The sequence below is a fragment of the Rosettibacter sp. KY25 genome (assembly GCF_057554405.1).
Genome location: NZ_BAAJAO010000001.1, coordinates 135,955 through 157,277, shown reverse-complemented (window position 1 = coordinate 157,277; position 21,323 = coordinate 135,955). Strand labels below are relative to the sequence as shown.

Annotated in this window: 25 protein-coding genes and 1 tRNA gene; 17 read left to right on the top strand and 9 right to left on the bottom strand. The window is 29.5% G+C overall.

Annotated elements, in window-relative coordinates; all coding sequences use genetic code 11:
* Positions 1 to 23 precede the first annotated feature (23 nt).
* From AC27L2_RS00745 to AC27L2_RS00725, 5 genes are read right to left on the bottom strand one after another with little or no spacing between them, the layout of a single operon-like run.
* Positions 24 to 1,814 carry a M28 family peptidase gene (locus tag AC27L2_RS00745; RefSeq protein WP_487209737.1) on the bottom strand — a complete coding sequence of 597 codons (1,791 nt, stop codon included), beginning with the start codon at positions 1,812 to 1,814 and terminating at the stop codon, positions 24 to 26.
* A gap of 29 nt (positions 1,815 to 1,843) precedes the next feature.
* Positions 1,844 to 2,563 (bottom strand): MBL fold metallo-hydrolase, encoded by a 720-nt coding sequence (locus AC27L2_RS00740; protein WP_487209736.1) that lies wholly within the window; start codon positions 2,561 to 2,563, stop codon positions 1,844 to 1,846.
* 4 nt (positions 2,564 to 2,567) lie between these two features.
* The gene (locus AC27L2_RS00735; RefSeq protein WP_487209735.1) at positions 2,568 to 4,595 is read right to left on the bottom strand and encodes a FeoB small GTPase domain-containing protein; all 2,028 of its coding nucleotides are present in this window, start codon (positions 4,593 to 4,595) and stop codon (positions 2,568 to 2,570) included.
* Positions 4,596 to 4,598: 3 nt separating this feature from the next.
* Positions 4,599 to 4,826: a FeoA family protein gene (locus tag AC27L2_RS00730; protein WP_487209734.1), complete on the bottom strand. Its 228-nt coding sequence runs from the start codon at positions 4,824 to 4,826 to the stop codon at positions 4,599 to 4,601.
* A complete protein-coding gene (locus AC27L2_RS00725; protein WP_487209733.1) occupies positions 4,807 to 5,277 on the bottom strand; it encodes a Fur family transcriptional regulator in 471 nt (156 codons plus the stop codon). The genes AC27L2_RS00730 and AC27L2_RS00725 overlap by 20 nt, the downstream gene beginning before the upstream one ends.
* A 235-nt stretch (positions 5,278 to 5,512) precedes the next feature.
* Between AC27L2_RS00725 and AC27L2_RS00720 the strand changes: the two genes are divergently transcribed.
* From AC27L2_RS00720 to AC27L2_RS00695, 6 genes are read left to right on the top strand one after another with little or no spacing between them, the layout of a single operon-like run.
* Positions 5,513 to 5,716: a dodecin family protein gene (locus AC27L2_RS00720; protein ID WP_487209732.1), complete on the top strand. Its 204-nt coding sequence runs from the start codon at positions 5,513 to 5,515 to the stop codon at positions 5,714 to 5,716.
* 14 nt (positions 5,717 to 5,730) lie between these two features.
* Positions 5,731 to 6,213, top strand: a complete 483-nt coding sequence (locus AC27L2_RS00715) for a peroxiredoxin (protein WP_487209731.1) — start codon at positions 5,731 to 5,733, stop codon at positions 6,211 to 6,213.
* Between the two features lie 14 nt (positions 6,214 to 6,227).
* Positions 6,228 to 6,689, top strand: a complete 462-nt coding sequence (gene bcp / locus AC27L2_RS00710) for a thioredoxin-dependent thiol peroxidase (protein ID WP_487209730.1) — start codon at positions 6,228 to 6,230, stop codon at positions 6,687 to 6,689.
* A gap of 2 nt (positions 6,690 to 6,691) precedes the next feature.
* The gene (locus AC27L2_RS00705) at positions 6,692 to 7,099 is read left to right on the top strand and encodes a 6-carboxytetrahydropterin synthase (protein WP_487209729.1); all 408 of its coding nucleotides are present in this window, start codon (positions 6,692 to 6,694) and stop codon (positions 7,097 to 7,099) included.
* Position 7,100: 1 nt separating this feature from the next.
* A complete protein-coding gene (folE, locus tag AC27L2_RS00700; protein WP_487209728.1) occupies positions 7,101 to 7,667 on the top strand; it encodes a GTP cyclohydrolase I FolE in 567 nt (188 codons plus the stop codon).
* A complete protein-coding gene (locus AC27L2_RS00695; protein WP_487209727.1) occupies positions 7,667 to 8,383 on the top strand; it encodes an SDR family oxidoreductase in 717 nt (238 codons plus the stop codon). Before folE ends, AC27L2_RS00695 begins: the two co-directional genes overlap by 1 nt.
* A gap of 26 nt (positions 8,384 to 8,409) precedes the next feature.
* On the opposite strand, the gene AC27L2_RS00690 is transcribed toward AC27L2_RS00695, so the two are convergent.
* The gene (locus AC27L2_RS00690) at positions 8,410 to 8,985 is read right to left on the bottom strand and encodes a Spy/CpxP family protein refolding chaperone (RefSeq protein ID WP_487209726.1); all 576 of its coding nucleotides are present in this window, start codon (positions 8,983 to 8,985) and stop codon (positions 8,410 to 8,412) included.
* A 163-nt stretch (positions 8,986 to 9,148) separates the two neighbouring features.
* On the opposite strand from AC27L2_RS00690, the gene AC27L2_RS00685 reads away from it, so the two are divergent.
* From AC27L2_RS00685 to AC27L2_RS00635, 11 genes are all read left to right on the top strand, one after another.
* Positions 9,149 to 9,697, top strand: a complete 549-nt coding sequence (locus AC27L2_RS00685) for an RNA polymerase sigma factor (protein ID WP_487209725.1) — start codon at positions 9,149 to 9,151, stop codon at positions 9,695 to 9,697.
* Complete coding sequence (locus AC27L2_RS00680) at positions 9,684 to 10,277, top strand: hypothetical protein (protein WP_487209724.1); 594 nt, start codon at positions 9,684 to 9,686, stop codon at positions 10,275 to 10,277. Before AC27L2_RS00685 ends, AC27L2_RS00680 begins: the two co-directional genes overlap by 14 nt.
* 8 nt (positions 10,278 to 10,285) lie before the next feature.
* Positions 10,286 to 10,765 (top strand): hypothetical protein, encoded by a 480-nt coding sequence (locus AC27L2_RS00675; protein ID WP_487209723.1) that lies wholly within the window; start codon positions 10,286 to 10,288, stop codon positions 10,763 to 10,765.
* A 74-nt stretch (positions 10,766 to 10,839) separates the two neighbouring features.
* Positions 10,840 to 10,923, top strand: a tRNA-Leu gene (locus tag AC27L2_RS00670).
* Positions 10,924 to 10,950: 27 nt separating this feature from the next.
* Positions 10,951 to 11,712, top strand: a complete 762-nt coding sequence (locus AC27L2_RS00665; RefSeq protein WP_487209722.1) for a tetratricopeptide repeat protein — start codon at positions 10,951 to 10,953, stop codon at positions 11,710 to 11,712.
* Between the two features lie 118 nt (positions 11,713 to 11,830).
* Positions 11,831 to 14,803, top strand: coding sequence for a tetratricopeptide repeat protein (locus AC27L2_RS00660; RefSeq protein WP_487209721.1), 2,973 nt, complete (start codon positions 11,831 to 11,833; stop codon positions 14,801 to 14,803).
* Positions 14,800 to 16,383, top strand: coding sequence for a TonB-dependent receptor (locus AC27L2_RS00655; RefSeq protein WP_487209720.1), 1,584 nt, complete (start codon positions 14,800 to 14,802; stop codon positions 16,381 to 16,383). Before AC27L2_RS00660 ends, AC27L2_RS00655 begins: the two co-directional genes overlap by 4 nt.
* Complete coding sequence (locus AC27L2_RS00650; protein WP_487209719.1) at positions 16,364 to 18,319, top strand: SPOR domain-containing protein; 1,956 nt, start codon at positions 16,364 to 16,366, stop codon at positions 18,317 to 18,319. The genes AC27L2_RS00655 and AC27L2_RS00650 overlap by 20 nt, the downstream gene beginning before the upstream one ends.
* A gap of 18 nt (positions 18,320 to 18,337) precedes the next feature.
* The gene (locus tag AC27L2_RS00645) at positions 18,338 to 18,991 is read left to right on the top strand and encodes a MotA/TolQ/ExbB proton channel family protein (RefSeq protein ID WP_487209718.1); all 654 of its coding nucleotides are present in this window, start codon (positions 18,338 to 18,340) and stop codon (positions 18,989 to 18,991) included.
* 10 nt (positions 18,992 to 19,001) lie between these two features.
* The gene (locus AC27L2_RS00640) at positions 19,002 to 19,406 is read left to right on the top strand and encodes an ExbD/TolR family protein (RefSeq protein WP_487209717.1); all 405 of its coding nucleotides are present in this window, start codon (positions 19,002 to 19,004) and stop codon (positions 19,404 to 19,406) included.
* Between the two features lie 2 nt (positions 19,407 to 19,408).
* Entirely contained in the window at positions 19,409 to 20,086 is a 678-nt protein-coding gene (locus AC27L2_RS00635; RefSeq protein ID WP_487209716.1) for an energy transducer TonB, read from the top strand.
* On the opposite strand, the gene AC27L2_RS00630 is transcribed toward AC27L2_RS00635, so the two are convergent.
* Genes AC27L2_RS00630 through AC27L2_RS00620 form a run of 3 tightly spaced genes read right to left on the bottom strand, consistent with a single transcriptional unit; the run spans position 20,061 to position 21,321 of the window.
* The gene (locus AC27L2_RS00630) at positions 20,061 to 20,360 is read right to left on the bottom strand and encodes a hypothetical protein (RefSeq protein WP_487209715.1); all 300 of its coding nucleotides are present in this window, start codon (positions 20,358 to 20,360) and stop codon (positions 20,061 to 20,063) included. The two genes, AC27L2_RS00635 and AC27L2_RS00630, sit on opposite strands and share 26 nt — an antisense overlap.
* Before the next feature lie 2 nt (positions 20,361 to 20,362).
* Complete coding sequence (locus tag AC27L2_RS00625) at positions 20,363 to 20,866, bottom strand: hypothetical protein (RefSeq protein ID WP_487209714.1); 504 nt, start codon at positions 20,864 to 20,866, stop codon at positions 20,363 to 20,365.
* Positions 20,863 to 21,321, bottom strand: a complete 459-nt coding sequence (locus tag AC27L2_RS00620; protein ID WP_487209713.1) for a DUF2085 domain-containing protein — start codon at positions 21,319 to 21,321, stop codon at positions 20,863 to 20,865. Before AC27L2_RS00620 ends, AC27L2_RS00625 begins: the two co-directional genes overlap by 4 nt.
* Between the last annotated feature and the right edge of the window lie 2 nt (positions 21,322 to 21,323).

Below are 21,323 nucleotides of genomic sequence, written 5' to 3'. Positions count from 1 at the left end.
AGATTTTCTTTTAAGGTATGTTTTTATTTTTCTATTAATTCTACTTCAAAAGTTAATTCTTTTTCTTCGCGTAGAACTGTTACATTAACTTTATCACCGGGTTTATAATTTGATATAGCATACATGAAATCATAAATATTGCCTATTTTTTTATCACCAAACTTTATGATTATATCACCGCTCTTTAATCCAGCTTTTTCTGCTGGTCCACCTTCAGTAACCCCAGAAATTTTGTAGCCTTCACCATTATAACCAAATTCCGGAATTGTTCCTGCAGTAACTCTTGAACGAGTTGATGTTCTGTTTACAGGTTCAGAAACTTTTACAAAATCAGGTTTTGTGTTTGAATTTTGAATTTCATCTGCGATATCAAATACAAAATTTAAAACTTCTGTTTCACCCTCATAATTAATTTTATCCGCATCATCAGATGGTTTGTGATAATCAGAATGTATTCCAGTGAAGAAAAATAAAACAGGAATATTTTTATTAAGGAATGCTTGATGGTCGCTGCCTCCAGATCCCGCATCACTTAAGTTTAACTGTAAATTATATTTATTTTTTTCGTTAAGCAGCTCTTTCCATTTTGAAGATGTTCCAGCGCCAATGATTGTAAGTTTTTTTTCTGCGTCCAATCTGCCAACCATATCCAAATTTAACATTGCAATAATATTTTCTCGAGGAACAGGCAAATTATTAGTAAAAAAAGTTGAACCAAGAATTCCTAATTCTTCTCCAGAGAAAGCAATGAAAATTATACTTCTTCTAATCGAATTTTTTATTGAACTAAATTTTTCTGCAAGCTCAAGCAATCCTGATGTTCCAGAAGCATTATCATCTGCACCATTATGAATTTGTTTATCTTTCCCTTTGTATAATGAAGATGATAATAATTGATCAATTCCGAGATGGTCATAATGAGCACCAATAATGAGATATTCATTTTTTAGATTAGGGTCGTTGCCTTCAATATAACCTGCAACATTTCTTGCTTTATTTTCAATTTCTTTAACATCTGTATTGATAGAGATAACTATATCATCAAACTCGATTGAGTGTGGCTTTTTTTCATTATCAATTTTTTTCTGAATTTCAGAAAGATTCAAACCTCTTTGCTCAAAAATTTTTTTAATGATTTCTCTTTTCACTTGAATGATAGGAAAGTTTTTAATTCCAGGTGCACCATCATATCTCAACTGGATTAATTCATCTTCTTCTTTTTCTTGATTTATAAAAACAATTGCAGCTGCTCCTTTTTCCTTTGCAATTGCAGCTTTGAATCTCATTGAAGAATATTTATCAAATTCAGATTTTGTGCTGTCATGTTCTGGATGTGACCTTAAGACCAAAACAATTTTCCCATTGACATTAATTTTTTCATAATCATCGTAATTTAATTCTGATGCTGAAATTCCGTATCCTGCAAAGATTATGTTTGATTCTGCTTTGCCATTTCCTGAAAATGGAGCAGTAATAAAATCTTTTTTCGAAATTAATTTTTTTGAATAACCTGATGCTTTTATTTGAACTGAATTTTTACCAGTTAATTCTATTTTTTCAATGAATGGGAATTCTTGAAAGTATGAATTATTAAAAAGCGGTTTTAATCCGAAAGATGCAAACTGCTCTTTAATATAATTTCCTGCTTTTCTTTCTTCGTTGCTGCCAGTAAATCTTCCTTTCATTTCATCTGATGCAAGGTAAAAGAGATGAGCTTTCAAATCTTTTGCAGTAATTTCAGGTTCAATCCATTTTTTTTGTGCGGATGCAGTTGCAGCAATTATTAATAAAATGAAGTAAAAATATTTTTTCATGGTCAGCTCAAATTTAATGGTATGCAAATTTATATAGGAACATGAACAAGGAAAAATTCTTTTGCAGTTTTCCCAATTTTTGATGCTTGTTCAATAGTCATATGAAGTTCAGATGATGATTCATCATGAGCACCAGCTTCGATAATTGCTAAGTCAGAACCCTTTGCCATTTTAACAAGATTTTCGCAATATGCTGTATCCCCTCCATAGCAGATTGTTTTGGTATCATAAAAGAATTTATAGCCAAGCGAAGGAACTTCAATGAATTCGCCGTCTGGACTTACTTCTCTATGATTAACTTTGAATGGTTTTATTCTAACTGAATTTTTTGTGAATTGTTTTTCGTTGATAATTGGTTTAAGAAAAATTTCATAAGAAAGTTCTTTCCCATAAACTTCTTTGAAAGCTTTGTAGATGCTTTCAATTTCCACACAGCCCTGAGGATAATAAATTGAAAGAGGAAGTCTTCTTCTTAATACAGATAAATAAGTTAAAAGAGACCAAACACCTCCAACATGGTCGTGATGACCATGACTGATAAAAATATCAGAAACTCTTAGAATAGTTTCTGCTCCAACATCTTGAGTTAAATCTCTTAAAATTCCATCGCCTGGGTCAATTATAAAAGTTGTTTTGCTTGTGGTTAAAAGAATTCCAGTAGAAACATTGGGAATGGAACTATAAATTTTTATAAAGAAATCATCTTTACGCCAGATAAGTGGATATTTATGCAAATCTTTTTGTTTCATAAAATTAAATTATAATTTGTGCAACAATTCCACCAATTAAAAAAGCTGTTATCCATGTCCCAATCCAAATTGAAAGACCTTCTTTTAAGCCTCTTTCTTTTAACATCACTACAAAAGATGCAATGCATGGAACGAAAAGTGTAATTGTTATTATTGCAACTGTTATTTGCATTGTAGTTAATTTCAAATCGAATAATCCAGCAGCACCAAAATCTCTTCTTACCATACCCATAACAAAAGCATTAGCAGCTTCTTTTGGTAATTTAAGCCAGTAAGTTGTAATTGGAGCCAGCAAATCCTGCCAAATAAAAAGTAAACCTGTAATTTCCATTAAACCCACACCTAAAGCCCCTACAAAAAACCAGAACCCGGCTTCTTTCATAAATCCTATGCTGCGATAAAATGTTTTTTTCAAAACATTATTGAGTTTAGGAAATCTCATAATTGGCAGGTCAATTAATAGTGGTGAACTTTCTCCGGGGAGTAATTTATTTAAAATGGTAGAAAGTATGATTAATACACTTCCAATTACTGAAACATAAATTAAAAGTGGAGTAATGCCAGCCCCGCTGAGTAAAACCGTAATAACTGCCAGTTGAGCAGAACAAGGAATCACAAATTGGAGTATTGCAGTAACAATTGATTTTTCTCGCTCGCTCCCAAGAAGTCTTGTTGTAATATTAGCCATAGTTATACAGCCGAATCCAAGTATAATCGGTATTACAGCTTTGCCATTAAGACCAATACGATTGAAAGTTCTATCCAGCATTGTAGCAAGGCGTGGTAAATATCCGCTGTCTTCTAACAAAGCCATAACAAAGTAAAAGCTTACAACAAGAGGGAATAATAAAAACAGGAGGTAGGTGGTAGTCATTGTTATGACACCAAATTCTCCAAATAAAAGTCTTAGAATAGGATTGTAAAAATGAAAATTAATTTCTATAAAATCTTTATTAGAAAAATTTTTGAATTCGTTTCGAAGATTAATATTATTTTTCATTCCATCAGAAAAGTAGAAATTTTTTGTATCTATAACTTTTCCTTCTTCATTCAATAAGTTTACAGTTATTTGACAATTAGAATAATCTGCAATGAGTGATTTAAGATTGTATTCAAAATATTTTTTGCCGAGAGTATTTTCTGTAAAATTGACTACTCGTTGAGAAACTAAATCTCCAACAAAGAAATAGACTAAAATTAGCATTACAAAAAGAATTGGGATGCCAGTTTTGGGATTTAATGACATTCTTCCAATTAAATTAAATATTTCTCCTTTTCTGGTATCTTCAAATTCTACCTGGTCACAAATATCATTAACTCTGTTTCTTCTGTTGATATAAATTTTTTCTCTTGAATCTGGATTTCCATTTGGGATATTGTATTTAAGTGCAGTTTCTTCATCGCCTTCAAGAATTAAAAGTGCTTCTGATTGAGGAATTGATTTTTCCATTAACTGCTGAAGAAGTGCATAAAGCTCAAGTTGTTGATTTCCAACTCTTGCATTTTCAATTGCATAATCAATTTTATCAAATCCATATTTTGATACAGCAGAAGTCTCGATAACTTCTACACCAAGCAATTCAGATAAAAGTTTTGTGTTTATTCTAATTTTTCTTTTCTTGAGTTCATCAGAAAAATTTAGCAATACAGAAACTTTTTTCCCCATATCAATTAATTGAAGTGTAAGAAAAAGGTCTCTTTCAAGATGAAGTGCATTGACAACATTTAAAACAATATCTGAAGATAAAATTATTTCTTTTGCAACTCTTTCTTCGTCGTTGAATGAAGAAACTCCATATATTCCCGGTGTATCAAAAATTTCTTTGTCTTTATATAAGCATTTATTAATCGAAATAGTTGTTCCAGGATAATTGGAAACATCAACATACATACCGCTCAAATAATTAAATATGCAAGATTTTCCAACATTTGGATTGCCTACGAGAACTACTTTTTCTTTTAATGATAATTGAGAAATTTTATTCTCGGTTAAATCTATTGAATGCGGATTTTGAAAATTGTCATGTCTCATAATTTATTGAAGAATTATTTTTATTTTTTTTGCTAAGTCGCTGCCAATTGCAATTTCCTGCCTGTTTTTTTGAATTACAATTGTTCCTCCAGGTAATCTTTCAGAACATAAAACAGAATCACCTTCGGAAATGCCAAGACGAATAAATTGTGCTTTATATTGTCCTGATGGTAATTTTAAAATTGTTACTCTATTTCCTTTTTTTGCTTTATCAAGTGTCATCTTTATCATTATCCTTAATTTTGCAGTTGGGATTAGTACACTTTCCAAAAATATTAAATGAATGACCTGATGGTTCAAATCCAAGTTTTTCTGAAATTTCTTTTACAATAATTTCAATGGCTGGCTCAGAAAATTCTTTAATTGCACCGCAATTTGTGCATATTAAATGGTCATGACTTTTCTTTCCATATTTTGCTTCGTATCTTGTTTTGTTCTCACCGAAATTTCTTTTTGCAAGTAAATCGCAGGCTGCAAGCAGTTCGAGTGTATTGTAAACAGTAGCTCTCGAAATATTCGAGTTGTTATTTTTCATTTTCAAATACAATTCATCAGCTCCAAAATGGCCGTCATATTCGAGAGCATAGTCAAGAACCTCGAACCTTTCAGGTGTTATGCGGTGGTTCTCTTTTTTTAAGTATCTTCTAAATTCTTCGTGAGCTGCATTTAAATCTAAGTTCATTTTCTATATAATTTAGATTAAGTCTACATAAAAATATTAACCATTTCCTAAAAAAGCAAATATCTTTATCTTTTTTGTTAAATTTGATTAGAAATAATCAAATGAAGATATTCTAAAATTATTTGAAATGTAATTTTGTTTAATAAAAGGAACTATGGAATTATTATTTCTGTTGTGTTTATTGAAAATTATTTTATTCATAAATTGAACTTTTTATAAATAAAGGAGAGTTAATATGTCTAAGAATTTTGAATTAATTGAGAGAGTTGGAATCTCTCAAGAAAGTATAAGCGATGCAATTAAATCAGTTGTAGAAGAAGCAAATAAAGAAAAGAAAGTTGCCTGGTTCGAAGTAATTGAACAAAGAGGAAGATTAACTTCTGATGGTAAAATTGAATTTCAGGTAAAAGTAAAAATTGGAAGAAAAATTAACGAATAAAAAAGGAGGAAAATATGTCACTCAAAGTTGGAGATACAGCCCCAGATTTCACATTAAAAAATGCAAATAACGAAACATTTACCTTATCAAGTTACAGAGGGAAGAAAAATGTTGTCATTTTATTTTTCCCTGCAGTTGGTACTTCTGTATGTGAAAAAGAATTATGCTCTACAAGAGACAGCATGAAGGATTATGAAAATCTTGATGCTCAGGTTTTAGCAATAAGTGTTGATGGACCTTTTGCACAAAAATTATGGGCAGATAAGCATCAATTTAATTTTCCATTACTCAGTGATTTTAATAAAGAAGTTTGCCAATTGTATGGTGCATATTATGATGTATGGCTGCCAGATAAATTTAATTTGAAAGGCGTGGCAAAAAGATCAGCATTTGTTGTAGATAAAAATGGCATAATTCAATATGCAGAAGTTCTTGAGAATGCAGGTGAAGAACCAAATTACGAAGCAATTAAAGAAACATTGAAAAAGTTATCATAAGTAATGAGGATTCTATGCTTGAAGTAGGCAAAAAAGCACCAAGCTTTACATTGCCAGACATCAACGGCAAAAAAGTATCATTGAAAAATTTTTTAGGAAGTAAAGTAATTCTTTATTTTTATCCTAAAGACATGACAAGCGGCTGCACAAAAGAAGCATGTGATTTCAGAGATAATTTCCCTAATTTTAGTAAGTTAAAAATTCAGGTAATAGGAATTAGCCCAGATTCTGTTGAATCACATAAAAAATTTGCTGAAAAATATAATTTGCCTTTTATCTTGCTGAGTGATGAAAAGAAAGAAGTAGTTCAAAAATATGGTGTATGGAAAGAAAAATCTTTGTATGGAAAAAAGTATATGGGAGTAGAAAGAACAACTTTTATTATCGATGAAAATGGAAAGATAATGCATATTTTCCCTAAGGTAAAAGTTAATGGTCATGTTGAAGAAATATTAAAAGTACTAAAATCAAATTGAATATGATTTATGTAACCCGCAGAGAAGTCTTTAGCGCTTCCCATAGAATTTACAATCCAAATTTATCTGATGAAGAAAATTTTAAAATCTATGGGAAGTGCAGTAATCCTAATGGACATGGACACAATTATACAATTGAAGTTACTATTGCTGGTGAGATTAATAGTGATACAGGTTATCTGATTGATTTAACACAATTAAAAAAAATAATTCGTGAAAATGTTATTGATAAACTTGACCACAAAAATTTAAATATGGATGTTGAATTTCTTAAAGATAAAATTCCTACTGCAGAGAATATTTTAATTGGAATATGGAATCAATTAGCAGATAAAATTCCTGCTGGTAAGTTATATTCTATAAAATTATATGAAACAGAAAATAATTATGTAGAATATCGAGGAGAATAAATTGAATCACGAAAAAGTTGAAGAAAGTGTTAGAATAATTCTTACAGAATTAGGAGAAGATATTAATCGTCCAGGCTTATTAAAAACACCTCATCGAGTTGCAAAAGCATATGAGTTTTTAACTCAAGGTTATAGAAAAAATATTGATGATGTATTAAATGGAGCAATCTTCGAAGAAAAATATGATGAGATGGTAATTGTTAAAGATATTGATTTTTATAGCATGTGCGAACATCATCTTCTTCCTTTTTTTGGTAAAGTTCATATTGCATATATCCCCGATGGAAAAATTGTTGGATTAAGTAAGTTGCCTCGTATTGTTGATGTTTTTGCAAGACGGCTTCAAGTGCAAGAACGAATGACTCAGGAAATTGCTGATACACTTGATAAATATCTTGCACCTCGCGGTGTTGCTGTTGTAATAGAAGCATATCATATGTGTATGATGATGAGAGGAGTTCAAAAGCAGAATTCAATTACTACAACAAGTGCAATGCACGGAGTTTTTTCTGAAGATACAAGAACACGCTCTGAATTCTTAAACTTAATAGCTCAAAAAAGAATTTAATGGATAAACTTAAACATGCAGTCTGGATAACAGGTGCAAGTTCAGGTATTGGTAAAGAACTAGTACTTGAATTTGCACGAAATGATGAACTTGTAATTGCCTCTTCAAGAAGAGTAAATCTAATTGAAAATTATAAAAAAGAACTCGACGGGAAAGAATCTAATGTAATTCCAGTTAAGCTTGATATAACAAATTTAAAATCAATTGAAGATTTTTATAAAGATTACTCGAAAGATTTTTTTATTGCTGCACTGATTAATAATGCAGGAGTTACATCATTCAAATCTGCTCAAGAAGATTCACTCGAAGAGATTAAAGAAATTATCGAAGTAAACTTGCTTGGTGCAATTTATTCAATTAAAAAAGTTTTACCGAAGATGATAGAAATGAATTATGGAACAATTATAAATATCCTTTCTGTTGTAACTCAAAAAGTTTTTTTAGGAAGCAGTGCTTATTCAGCTTCAAAAGCGGGACTATTAGCTTACACAAATTCATTAAGAGAAGAAATTAGAAAAAATAATATTCGAATAATCAACATAATTCCAGGAGCAACTAAAACACCAATTTGGGATAGTTCTGTTCTGGAAAAATATTCTCATAGAATGATGTCGCCTGAAGATTTAGCTAAGCTTGTTTATTATGTTTATTCTATAAAATCAAATTTGGTTACAGAAGAAATTGTCATTAGACCTCTTGAAGGGGATTTAGAATAAAAACCCCGCTGCTGCGGGGTTAGTTTTTAACGACAGCCTTTCATTTTTTGTCTTCCTAAAATTTTGTTTTTTATGATTACATGTTTACCAAAGCCAAGCCCACTCCCCCAATGTTTTGCCCAAAGCTCCTTTTGTTCATTATTCAAAATTTTATAAACAGCAAGCCAGTGGTTAATGGATGCAATCCTCATTTCAGAAAGAATTTTATTATTTGTTTGAACTAAGTCTAATAATTTTTTTTCATCAATTTTGTTCTGAAGCATCATGTTTTTAATATCAAGTCTGTTCTTTTGAAGTTGAGCTCTCATATCAATCATTTTTTTCTGAAATTCACTCTGCAAATCATTAAACTGTTTCTTTTGCTCATCTGTTAAATTTAGTTTTTCAAAAAGTCTATCACGTATTATTCTTTTCTGAATCTGAATACCAGGCATTTGCTCTTCAAAGAATTGATTGCCTTGAATAGGATTATCAATAAATTCTTCTTCCATTTCAATTTCTTCGTCATCAAGATTATCATCTGTTAAAAACACTGGTTGAGCATGTGTTAGTATTCCGAACAAAAACATTAAGATGATTGAGAGATAAGTTACTTTTTTCATTGCTGAATCTCCTTTATTGTTTATTTGGTTTTCGCAATTTTGACATCTGTTTTTTATATGTGGTTTAATTTATTTTTTCTGCTGTAAGAAACTTTTTGAGGTAGTTACTTTTTAAACCACTGCAAAAAAATATTTGTCTACACTTTTGAATTAAAGAGTATAAATGAATTTAGAAAACGATTTTGAATTAGTTCGAAAATTTAATGCAGGCGATGAAACTGCATTTAATGAAATTGTTAAAAAATATCAAAAGAAAATTTACTGGCATGCAAGACAAATGCTTGGGGACCATTTAGATGCTGATGAAGTTACACAGGAAGTTTTGATAGTATTGTATAAAAAATTAAAGACATTTAATTTCAGGTCGTCTCTTTTTACATGGATTTATAGAATTGTTACAACAAGAAGTTTGAATCAAATAAAAAGAAATCAATTAAAAAGATTCATTTCATTTGAAAATGCAAATGAAACTGAACTTGCAGAAAAAAGAGATATAATTGATGACATTGTTAATAAAGAAAAATTGGAAAGATTAAATAAAATATTACAGAAGATACCGCCAAAACAAAGACAGGTTTTTATACTAAGAAATTTTGAACAACTTTCTTATGAAGAAATTTCTAAGATTACAGGAAAAAGTATCGGCGGATTAAAAGCGAATTATTTCCATGCATTAAAAAAAATATTGGAGTATGCTAATGAAAAGGAATGAAGAATTGATATTGAAGTATTTATCGGATTTGATGAATAAGGAAGAAAAAGCAGAATTTGAAAATAAACTAAAATCATCTGATGAGTTAAGAAAGGATTTTGAAAAAACTCTATCTCTTATAAATCAGTTTTCAGAAATAGAAAAAATCCAGGTTGATGAAAGATATTTTGCTTCGCTTTTACCAAAAGTATATGAAAAGATTTTTGCTCGTAAGAGTTTTTCATTTATAAGGAAAGCAGCTTATGTTCTGCCTGTTATCATTGTTTTTTTGTTAATCATAATTGCATATCCTTCTTCGTCGCCAACATTTGAAGAGAAACTTCAAACATATACGAATGAATTAGTAAATTATTATAGTAATGATGAAGCAACATTAGATGAATTTACCCCTGAACAAATTATGACTGTACAAAATGGAGAAAATTATGATGCAACATTTCTTGAAGATTCAGAACTTCCAAAAGAATATATCAATAAATATATACCAGCAATTTTTGAAGAATCTCAGGTTATCGATAAATTACCAGAAGAAGATCTTTCTGCTGTTTATACCAAGTTAAGCAAGTTTAATTTAAAATAGGTGAAACAATGAAAAAATTAATTTCAGTAATCATCATAAGCTTTATATTTTCTTTAATTGGTTATGCTCAAGAAAGAGATAGGGTGCCAGATAAAAGATTTGATGACAGAAAAGCTTTAAAGAAAATTGAGCAATTAGAAAAATCAAAATTGATTGAGTTATTGAATTTGGATGAAGAAACATCAATTAGATTTTTTGCAAGAAGGAATGAACATCAAAAAAAGATTAGAGAAATTTTTGATGAAAGAGAAGAAATAGTACAGGAATTGAAAAAAAATCTTGATGGGAAAAGAAATGATGAATATTATAAAGAACAAGTAAGTAAATTATTAGAACTGGAAAACAGAATGTGCAGTGAACGACAAAATTATTATAAATCACTTTCAGATATACTTCAACCGCAGCAAATAGCAAAACTTGCTGTATTTGAATTTATGTTTAGAAGAGAATTAACACATTCAATATTTAGGAAGATGCCAAAAGATTAGAGAAAAAAAATTATATGCAAAAAAGATGATATTGCATTTTTTTATTATGGAGTATATCTTGCAACACAAATTTTGCGGAAGTGGTGAAATTGGTATACACGCTACTTTGAGGGGGTAGTGCCCGTAAGGGCGTGCGGGTTCGAGTCCCGCCTTCCGCACAAAACAATATAAAAGGAAAATTGGCAATGAATAAAAAATCAATTTTAATATTCCCACTTTTAATTTTATTATTTGTATCATTAGTCCATGCACAAGAAATGCCTCCCGAAGCAGCAAAAGCTTATAATGAGGGGAACCAATATCTTAAATCAGGCAACTACGATGAAGCAGTAAAAAAGTATTATGAAGCTCTGAAAACTTCAAAAGATTATAGAATATATTATCAATTAGGAGTTACACTTAAAAAACAAAATAAATTAGCAGAAGCCGAAGCTGCTTTCAAATCTTCCGTTGAAAATAATCCTAACTTTGATATTGCATACAATGGTCTTGGCGGTACTTATTTTCAAGAAGGGAAATATCAAGAAGCAATAGAGAGTTTTAAAAAGTTAGAACAGCTTACAACTCAAAAAACAATGAAAGAGCAGGCTCAACAAAATATTGCCCGCTCTTATGTAAAATTAGCTGAAGCAAATAAGAAAGATGGAAATTATCAGAAAGCAATAGAAAATTTGAATGAAGCTATTAAGTATTATAAACTTGATGCTGCTTATGTTTTACTTGCAACAACTTATTATGAAAATGGTGATTATGATAAAGCTATCGAAGCTGCCGACCAAGTTATTAATATGAAAACATCTAACCTGAAAGGTGCAGCTTATTATTACAAGGCTATGGCATTTAAACAGAAAAATGATATAACTAAAGCTAAAGAAAATTTTGAACTTGCCAAGAAAGACCCGCAGTATAAAAAATTGGTCGAATATGAATTAAAACTTCTAAGATGAAATTGAGCCCTCGTTAAGAGGGCTTTTTAATATTATCAATCCAATTAATATTATATTTGAAATCAATACTTTTAGAACAATTTTTTACAGAATAAATTTTATATCAAGAACCACAAATATGAAAAAGTTAATATTATACTTATTTCTTTTGCTTCCATTTCTGGAAATTATGGCTCAATATGATGATGACTTATTTAATCAAGGATTTAGGTACTATAATCAGAAAGAATATGCAACTGCTTATAAGATTTTTGAAAAATTATTTTTAGATAATAATATAGTAGGAACTAAAAAATCTCTTTCAAAATATTATGCTGCAGATTGTCTTTTTAATATAAAACAGTTTGATGCATCTGCAATATTGTTTGAATCTTTTGTCAACGAAAATATTTTTTCTAATCTGCGTGAATCAGCATTATATAAACTTGGAGAATTATATTATCATTTAGGAAGTTATAGAAAATGCCGAGAAAGGTTATTGACTTTAACGGAAGCTTATCCTCAAACTTTATTCAAAGGTTCAGCATATTACTGGATTGCAGAAGCTTATGCAGCAGAAAAAAGATACATTGAAGCAGAAGAATATTTTCAAAAGGCAATTGAAAATAAAGAAAGCAATGATTTCATTGTCAACACTTATTACTCTTTTGGTCAGTTGTATGAAAAAATTGGCAACTTTAGCGAAGCAGTAAAATATTATGATGAACTACTTGCATATTATAAAGAAAGTCAGCTTGCTCCATATGCCCAATTAAGAATTGGGATTTCTTACTTTAATCAAAAAGAATATGATAGCGCTGTACTTGAATTGTCAAATCCATTAATTAAAAACTTGCCTCCAAAAGAAATTATTTATGCAAAGTATTATCTTGCAAATTCATATTCACGACTCAAAGATTATCAAAATTCCCTCGCATTATTGGAAGAGTTGTCTAAAGAAGAATTATCAGTAGAATTAAAAAGAATAATTACATATAACATTGCCTGGACAAAATTTCAGTTAAATGATTACGAAGGAGCATATAAATTTTTTAATGAATTATCAGAACCTGAAGTTGATTCACTTTCTGTATATGCATTTTACTGGAGTGGTGAGTGTAAACGTTATGCAGGTGATATTAAAACTGCAGATGAAATCTATAGAAAGTTTCTTGAAAAATATCCTCAACATTCTTTAGCTGCACGAGCACAATTGGGCAAAGGAACAGTTTATTATACTTCAAATCAATCAAAAGAAGCAGAAGCTTCTTTGATTAATGCTACAATCCATGGTGATGTTTTGACAAAAGGGAAAGCATTTACTCTACTTGGTGAAATGAAATTAAACAGTAATAACTATTCTGATGCACGAAATTATTTTTCTTCTGCACTAAAATTTATTTCAAATGACGTTCAATTGAGTAATCGCGCTAAACTTGGACTTGCAATCAGTGAATTTTATCTGAACAATTTTGGTTCCTCTTTGCAGTATCTTCAAGAACTATCTTCCAAATACAATGATTTTGAAAGTGATAAAGTTAATTTTTATCTGGCAGAAAATTATTTTTCAAGAAAAGAATATGCAGCTGCTCTAAAACATTATAATAAAATTAATTCTTCAAATGAATTAATTATAAAACAAACTTTACTTGGAAAGGCATATTCATATTTTAATCTGAAAGATTTTTCAAATGCTGTTTATTTCTTTAATGATTATGTTCATAAATATAGAAATGACAAGAATCTTAATGAGATTAAACTACGACTTGCAGATAGCTACTATGCTCTGAAAAATTTTGATAAAGCAAGTGTTATCTACAAGGATTTATTTTCGGGAGATAAATCTTTTCTTCAAAATGAACAGGCTTATTATCAATATTGTCAATCTTTATATAAAGCTGGCAAAACTGCCGAAGCTATCAGAGAATTTGCCAATCTTCAAAAAAAATTTCCAAATTCTAAATATGCTGATGCATCACAATATGTAATTGGATGGATATATTTTCAACAAGGGGATTTTCAATCTGCTATTAACAATTATCTAAATCTTATAAAAAGATTTCCGCAATCAGATTTAATTCCTGTAGCTTATTATTCAATTGGCGATTCTTATTATAACATAGGTAATTATGATTCTGCAATTGTCTTTTATAATAAAGTTCTTGAAGAATATCCAAACACACAATATGTAATTGATGCGGTTAACGGAATTCAATATGCTTACATTGCTAAAGATCAACCTGCTCTGGCAATTAATGCTATTGATGAATTTATTAAACAAAATCCTAAGTTAAAATTAAGCGACCAGATTTATTTTAAGAAAGGAGATATCTATTACAGTCTTGATGATTATTCTAATGCAATTAATGCATATAAAGAATTTATTCAATATTATCCAAAGAGTGAATTGATTCCAAATGCATACTTCTGGATAGGTAAAAGTTTTGCAAATCTAAAAAAAGAAAATGATGCAATAGAAAATTTCAATAAGGTCTTAGAAATTTCAAAAAAATCCGATATAGGAATTTCGGCTGCAATTGAATTGGCTAATCTTTATTCTAATAAAAAACAATATACACTGGCAATCCAAGTATTGAATTCATCAATTGATGCTGCGCCAACTTCAAATAGAGTTCCCGAGCTTTTGTATTTAAGAGGAATGGCAGAAGTTAAAGACAACAATCTGAAAGCTGCTTATTCAACTTTTGAGCAAATTATAACTTATTATGAAGGAAATATTTTTGCTGCGAAGTCAAAAGTTGAACTCGGAATACTCGAAATTGAAAAAGGTAATTATGAAAATGCAATTCAGTTATTAAAAGAAGCAGCAGAAAATAGAATTGATGACATTGGTGCACAAGCTCAATATTATTATGGACTTGCATTGTTTAATCAGAATAAAATTAATGAAGCAATTTCTGCTTTTGTAAGAGTCAGGTCTATCTTTGCTGCTTATGATGAATGGTATACAAAATCACTTCTTAGACTTGGCGATTGTTATGTTAAATTAAATGATAAAAAACTTGCTCGTGAAATGTATAGAGCCGTTCTTATCAGACATCCTAAAGGTGAATATGCAATTGAAGCCAACAAAAAATTAAAACAGCTATGAAAAAATTTTTTATTACACTTTTTATTTTTAACATTACATTGTTTGCACAAACGGAACAAAAAAATGTTGAACTTCCAGATTTTGTTATTACTGGAAGGCAGCGAATTGATGTGCAGACCGTTGAAAAGAGGAAACCTGATTTAATCGGAATTATTTCTGAAGAGTTTTTAATGCCACGCTATTCGCCTGAAGAATTGCCGTTGTTAATTTCTGCTGCTCCAAAAACAATTATACCTTCAGTGGATGATTTGAATAATTCATTTTTTGGAAATCTTTATGTGGGTTTAGGAAAATATACTTATCCTGCTGGAGAACTTCATCTTAATAAATCTATTGATTATTATTTGCTTCATGCTGATGTGTGGGGTTCAAATCTTAAAGAATATATACCTTATTCTGGTTACAATTCTTCAGGAGTAAATATTGAGAACAATTTATTTGTAAGCACCAAATCTGATATTTTGCCAGGCAGCGAAATAAAATTGAACGGAAAATATTTTAGAGATTCTTATAAATTTTTTGGTTCAAATTCACCAGATTCTTTAAGAGAAAATTTTAGAACCTCCGGCAATTTTTCTTTTTCAAATAATTATAATAAATGGATTAATTCAGGAATCAATTTTCAGTTAAATTTATTAACCATTAAAAATGGTCTTAAAGAAAAATTATTATCAAGTTCAGGTTATTTCGAAGCGAAAATGTCCAAGTTAATTTTGGGCACTAAAGCTTTATACAAAAAACAATTTCTTGAAAATAATTTAAGTGGCATTGATAATTATAGCTATTATGAACTTCAAGCTTACTCAAAATTATATTCACTAAAAAATGTTGTATTGAATTTTGGAATCAATTATTCAAAGAACAATGATAATTTCTTAACACCTTTTGCATCTGCAGAAGTAAAATTATCAGAAGGATTGATATTCAAAACTGATTTTATTCCCCACACAGAATTTTATTCAATTTCTGATTTACTTGATAAAAATATTTATATGAAAAATGATTCCCTTGACAATGTTTTTATGAAAATTCCTCTCGACTTTAGTTTGTCCCTAAAATATGATTATGAAAATTTATTATCATTGAAGTTGTGGAGTGCTTACAAAAAAATTAATAATTATCCATACTTTGAAGACAGAATAAGAAAAGGTTTCTTTAATGTTTATGCAGCTGAAGATGTCAAATCTTATTCTGTTGGGACAAATGTTTTATTGAAATCTTCATACTATGGTTTCTTAGATTTTAGTTTTATGATGAATCAAGTTAAAGATTATAATGATAATTACATTCCTTACAATCCAATTTATCAGATGAATATTTCTTATGGATATGATTTTTATTTTGGTTTAGGAATAAAAATCAAATACAAATTTTATAAGGATTATTATGCAGATATTAAGAATAATAAATTGATGACTGACTATAATGATTTATCAGTCGAATTGATATATGCAATATTTAAAAGCTTATCTTTAAGAGCAGACTTTCATAATATTTTTAATAGAAGTAATTTTGTATTTGATGGATATCAAGGAAAACCTTTTGATATAATTTTGGGAATTGAATATCGTTGGCAATAACATTGAAAAAGAAAAGATGACAAAAAGTGATTTGCAAACAAAAGTTGCAGAGGTATTGGGTGTTTCTGTTTCCGAAAAGGAATTAGCATACGATATTTTAATTTCCAGAATCGCTGATTTATTAGCTCCTGATTTAACAATAAAAATTCCAGGCTTAGGTTTTTTCCAATTAAAAAAGACACAAACTGACGAAATTCCTTCTGAGATTATCTTTTCAACTTTGGATGAAGTAATTAGCGGCGAACCAAAACATCTTTTTTTGAGCCTTGAATTACCTGAACAAAAAAAAGTTGAATTAACTGCTAAAGATGATGAAAGCGGTGAAGATATTTTTAGTATTGGCGTGGGTAAACCTTATCTTCCAATTTCAGATAAATTAGAAGACAAATCCGAAGCTTCTTATATAATTTTAAGAAAATCGATAGAAGAAAGAGTTAATGAATTACTTTCCGAAGCCGAGCATCTCCCAAATTTTAATTTGATGGATGAATTCAATAAAATTTTAGAAGAACAAAAAGATGAGTCGGCTCAGCAAAAATTATCTGAATTAACATCAGATTTGGAATTTGAAAAAAATATTCCTGTCGATAATGAAGATTTGATTGCAGATAATATTGCAAAAACCCTAATCGAAGAAGAAAAATTTGATGACTCAATTAATTATGAAAATCTTAGTTCTTCTGAGTTAACACCAACAGATTTACTCGAGGATTATAAGCCTGAAGAAAAATTGGATTCAGATAAGAGCGAAGAACTGAAAGTCGAAGAAGAAGAGAAAGAAGAAAAAGAAATTGAAATTGAACTTGGAAAACACAGAAAAGATAATGAACCAGAAAGTATTGATGATGATTCGTGGATTCGTTCTGAAATAAATATAGAAGATAAAAATTTAGAAACAGAGCAGGATGATTTTGAACAGAAAAAAGAAGAAGAAAGTTATCTCGGACTTAAGAAAAAAATTCCCGAAAAGATTGAGTGGAACTGGGGAGATGAATTAAGAGAAGAACTTGAATCATACAACACAGATTTTGACTATAGAAATGAATTGGAAGATAACCATGATTTTTATGAAGATGAATTAAGTCAAAGAAATAAGAAAGTTGATGATATTTTAAAAACCACAAAACCTCTTTCTTCAAAATTATTTGATGAATTAGAAAAGACAATTAAAAAAGAAATTGAAGAGACAACAAAGGAACTAACTTATTCTGAGAATCAATATAATAGAAAAAAGTATGAGTTTGTCGAAGCAGATGAAAATCAATACGAAAGAAAAAAATATTCAAGTACTCACACTTATGATGATGAAAGAAAATATATTTCACAGGAATATGGTTATAAAAATGAAGAAAAGTTTTTTGGAAAATCTTTTTTGCTTCTGTTCTTTTCTTTTGTTGTAATTACAGGATTGATAGTTTATCTTCTTTTGCCGAATAAAAAATTGGAAACTAAGAATCCTAATCTTAGCGAAGGACCAGTAATTGATACAACACAAAATCGTGAACAGGTAATTGCATCTTTACCGCAGGAACAAACTATTCTTCCAGAAGAGAGTGATTTCCCGAGAGTCCCAGTTTTACCTTCGGCAAAAAAATCTGAACAAAAAATAGAAGAGCCAATAAAAGAAATTCCAAAATCTTCAGATGAAACAATTATAAAACCCTCAGACGAAACATTATACAGAAACATTTTGAATGATACGCGTGTAAACAGGACAATTTATTTTGATGGCAAGACATATAATGTTCAAGTTTCATCATGGAGAAATAAACTTAAAGCAGAACAAGAAGTAAAAAGATTAAGAAAAGAAGGTTACGATGCTTTTGTATTGATTGCAAATCTTCCTGAAAAAGGAGGCATTTGGTATCGAGTAAGAATTGGTTCTTTCAAAACTCTTGATGAAGCAAAAGAATTTTCTTCTAAAAATAATTTCTAACAAAAACGGAAGGTTAATATGGATTTACTTTCTATTTTCATGAAAGGCGGATGGATAATGTATTTTATCCTGATATGTTCAATAATTGCTCTTGCAGTAATTATTGAAAAGTTTATAGTATTAAGAAAAGCTAAAGTTAATGTTCCGGCATTCTTAGTTAAAATTAGAGCTATGCTTAAAAAGAAAGATATTGAAGCAGCAATAAATTTTTGTTTGCAGGAAAGAACTCCTGTTTCAAATATTGTAAGAAAAGGTTTGAAGAAATTTCGATTTGGTCATCAAAGAGTTGTTGAGGCAATTGAAAGCGCTGGAAGACAGGAAATTGGCAAACTTGAAAAAGGTCTCTCAATTTTAGCTACAATTTCTGGTATTGCACCATTGCTTGGATTTTTAGGAACTGTAACAGGTATGATTGGTGCATTCATGAAAATTCAAGAACTTCAAGGTTCTGCAAATCCTGCAGATTTAGCAGGCGGAATCTGGGAAGCATTAATCACAACTGCATTTGGTTTGATTGTTGGAATTCCTGCTTTGGCATTCTATAACTATTTTGTTAGTGCAATTAATAAATTAGTGATGGATATTGAACTGATTACAAATGATATTATCGATTTGCTTGATGATACATCAAAGCAGCCTGCTTATGATGACGAAGAAGAAATTAGTTTATAGGAGAAAAAAAATGAAATTTGAAACCACAAATAAACCATTAAGCATATTTGCTTATTCATCACTTACTGACATTGTAATGCTTCTTTTGATTTTTTTCCTGTTGACATCACAATTTGTAATTCAAACTGGAGTGAAGGTAAAATTGCCAGGAGCAAAAAACAATGAACAGGCAGCTCCATCAAAAATGATTGTCACAATTACAGAACAAGGAAGAATATTTCTTGGCAATGAAGAAATTGGAATTGATAAACTTGCAGGCAAACTCGAATTAAATAAACAAAAAACAAACGAAAATAATTTGATTATCCGTGCAGATAAATCTGTTAAAATTGATTTAATAATTAAAGTAATCGATGCTGCTAAAGGAATTGGAATAGATAGATTTACAATAGAAACAGAAAAAGAAAATTTTTAACTATGAAAAAAAATCCAAGAAATATTTCTTATTTAATTTCAATCACTATTCATGCAATCATAATTATTGTTTTTGCTTTTATTAATTTATCTGTAGGACTTGAAGAAGAAGATTATGTAACAATTGGATTTGGAAGCGGAATGAGTGCAGGAAGCATTGGTCCTTTAGGAAATGATATAGAAACACAGCAACCAAAACCAAAACAAGAAATGGTCAAAAAAGAAGACCAGCAAAAAGTTGAACTGCCTAAAGCAAAAACTTTTGACGAGGAAAATTTAATTGCAAAAACTGATAAAAAAAATCAAAAAGAATTAAATACAGAAAAGATTAAGCCATTGAATTCAAATCAGCAAAAAGCAAGAGGAACAGAAGATGCAGGTGAAGGTATTGGCGGTTTTGGATTTGAACTTGATTTTGGCGGTAAAGGAATTCGAAAAATTTATAGCTATACTTTGCCAGAATATCCCGAAGGTGTTTCTAAAGAAATTGATGTTAAACTTAAATTTACAATTCTGCCTGATGGAACAGTTGGAAAAATATTTCCTTTGATTAAAGCTGATGCAAGATTGGAAATGGCAGCAATTAATTCATTGCGACAATGGAGATTTGAACCTCTGCCTCCAAATGCAAAACAGGTAGAACAAACTGCTATTATTACATTCCCTTATCGTCTTCAGTAGATTTTTCTTCTCGATAATAAAAACGATAAAAAAAGAATTCAGCAATTGAAAGAAGTGTTAAAGAAATTGTATCGGCATCAAAATAAATTCCAAGTCCTTTGCTGTCAAAAAATATTTTTACAATGGTTGTAGAAATTGACCATCCTACTGAAAAAAGTATTATGATTAATGCAACATTTATTATACCTGCACTTAAAGATTCTTCCTGCCATTTTTTTGTGAATATTACTGTTATAAAAATTAGATGAGCCGCAAAAATTAATGCTGATATCATTTTTACTCTTCACTTATTTTGCTGTTTATTATTTGTGCACCAATTAATCCACCAACAATGCCAAAAATTGTATCAACTAAAAAATTATTAATAATTACTGAAAATGTATAAAGAATTGAAAATCCATGTTCAATTATATCGTTGCGAACAATTTGAAATAAATTAATTACTTCATTTCGAATTTCTTCGCTTAATGGAAAATTGTTAATCATTTTCTGAAGTTCAGGAAACATTGCAACAATATCATTATTCCTTGTGATAAAAGTAATGAGTATATCGAATAAAGAACCAAATAATGCAGCATAAATACCTGTCATTAATCCAATCATTAAAGCATGTTTCATTGTAGTTTTTGAAGTGGATTTGTTAGCTTTTCTATCAAGCACAATTGCAATGAAAGAAGCTGCAGGAATAATTAAGCAGCACGAAAAACTTTTGACAAGTGGAACAACCTGCAAAACTCCTGCACCAAAACCACAAACAAATGATGATATATATTTTTTCATTTGTCTAATTGAATTTCGTGGAAAAGATTTATCAAGCTTTTGTAAAAATATAAAAATAGAACTGAACCAAAAAATAATCCTGTAAAAAATGCAAGAGTTTTTGAATAAGTGTAAATATTCATTGATGTGAGAAAAACATCAATCATTAATGGTATTGTTGAAATAGAAAGTAATTTTAGATTTATCTTTATTTCTTTTTTAATGAAAAGACTAAAAATCGATACAAGTAAAATTCCAGAATAAATTCCCACACATCTTGAACAAACAAATGTATGACCACAATTAAATTCAATTATTTTTTCTGAATTTTGATGACAAACTAATGAGTAAGTTTTTTTAATGAATGGCAAAATGATAATTGATTTAGGATAAAGTTTTGTAAAACATTCGAAAAAAATTCCTGCATACCAGATTGAAATTAAAACAAAGATGAAGATTTTGATTCTAAGTTTCAAAT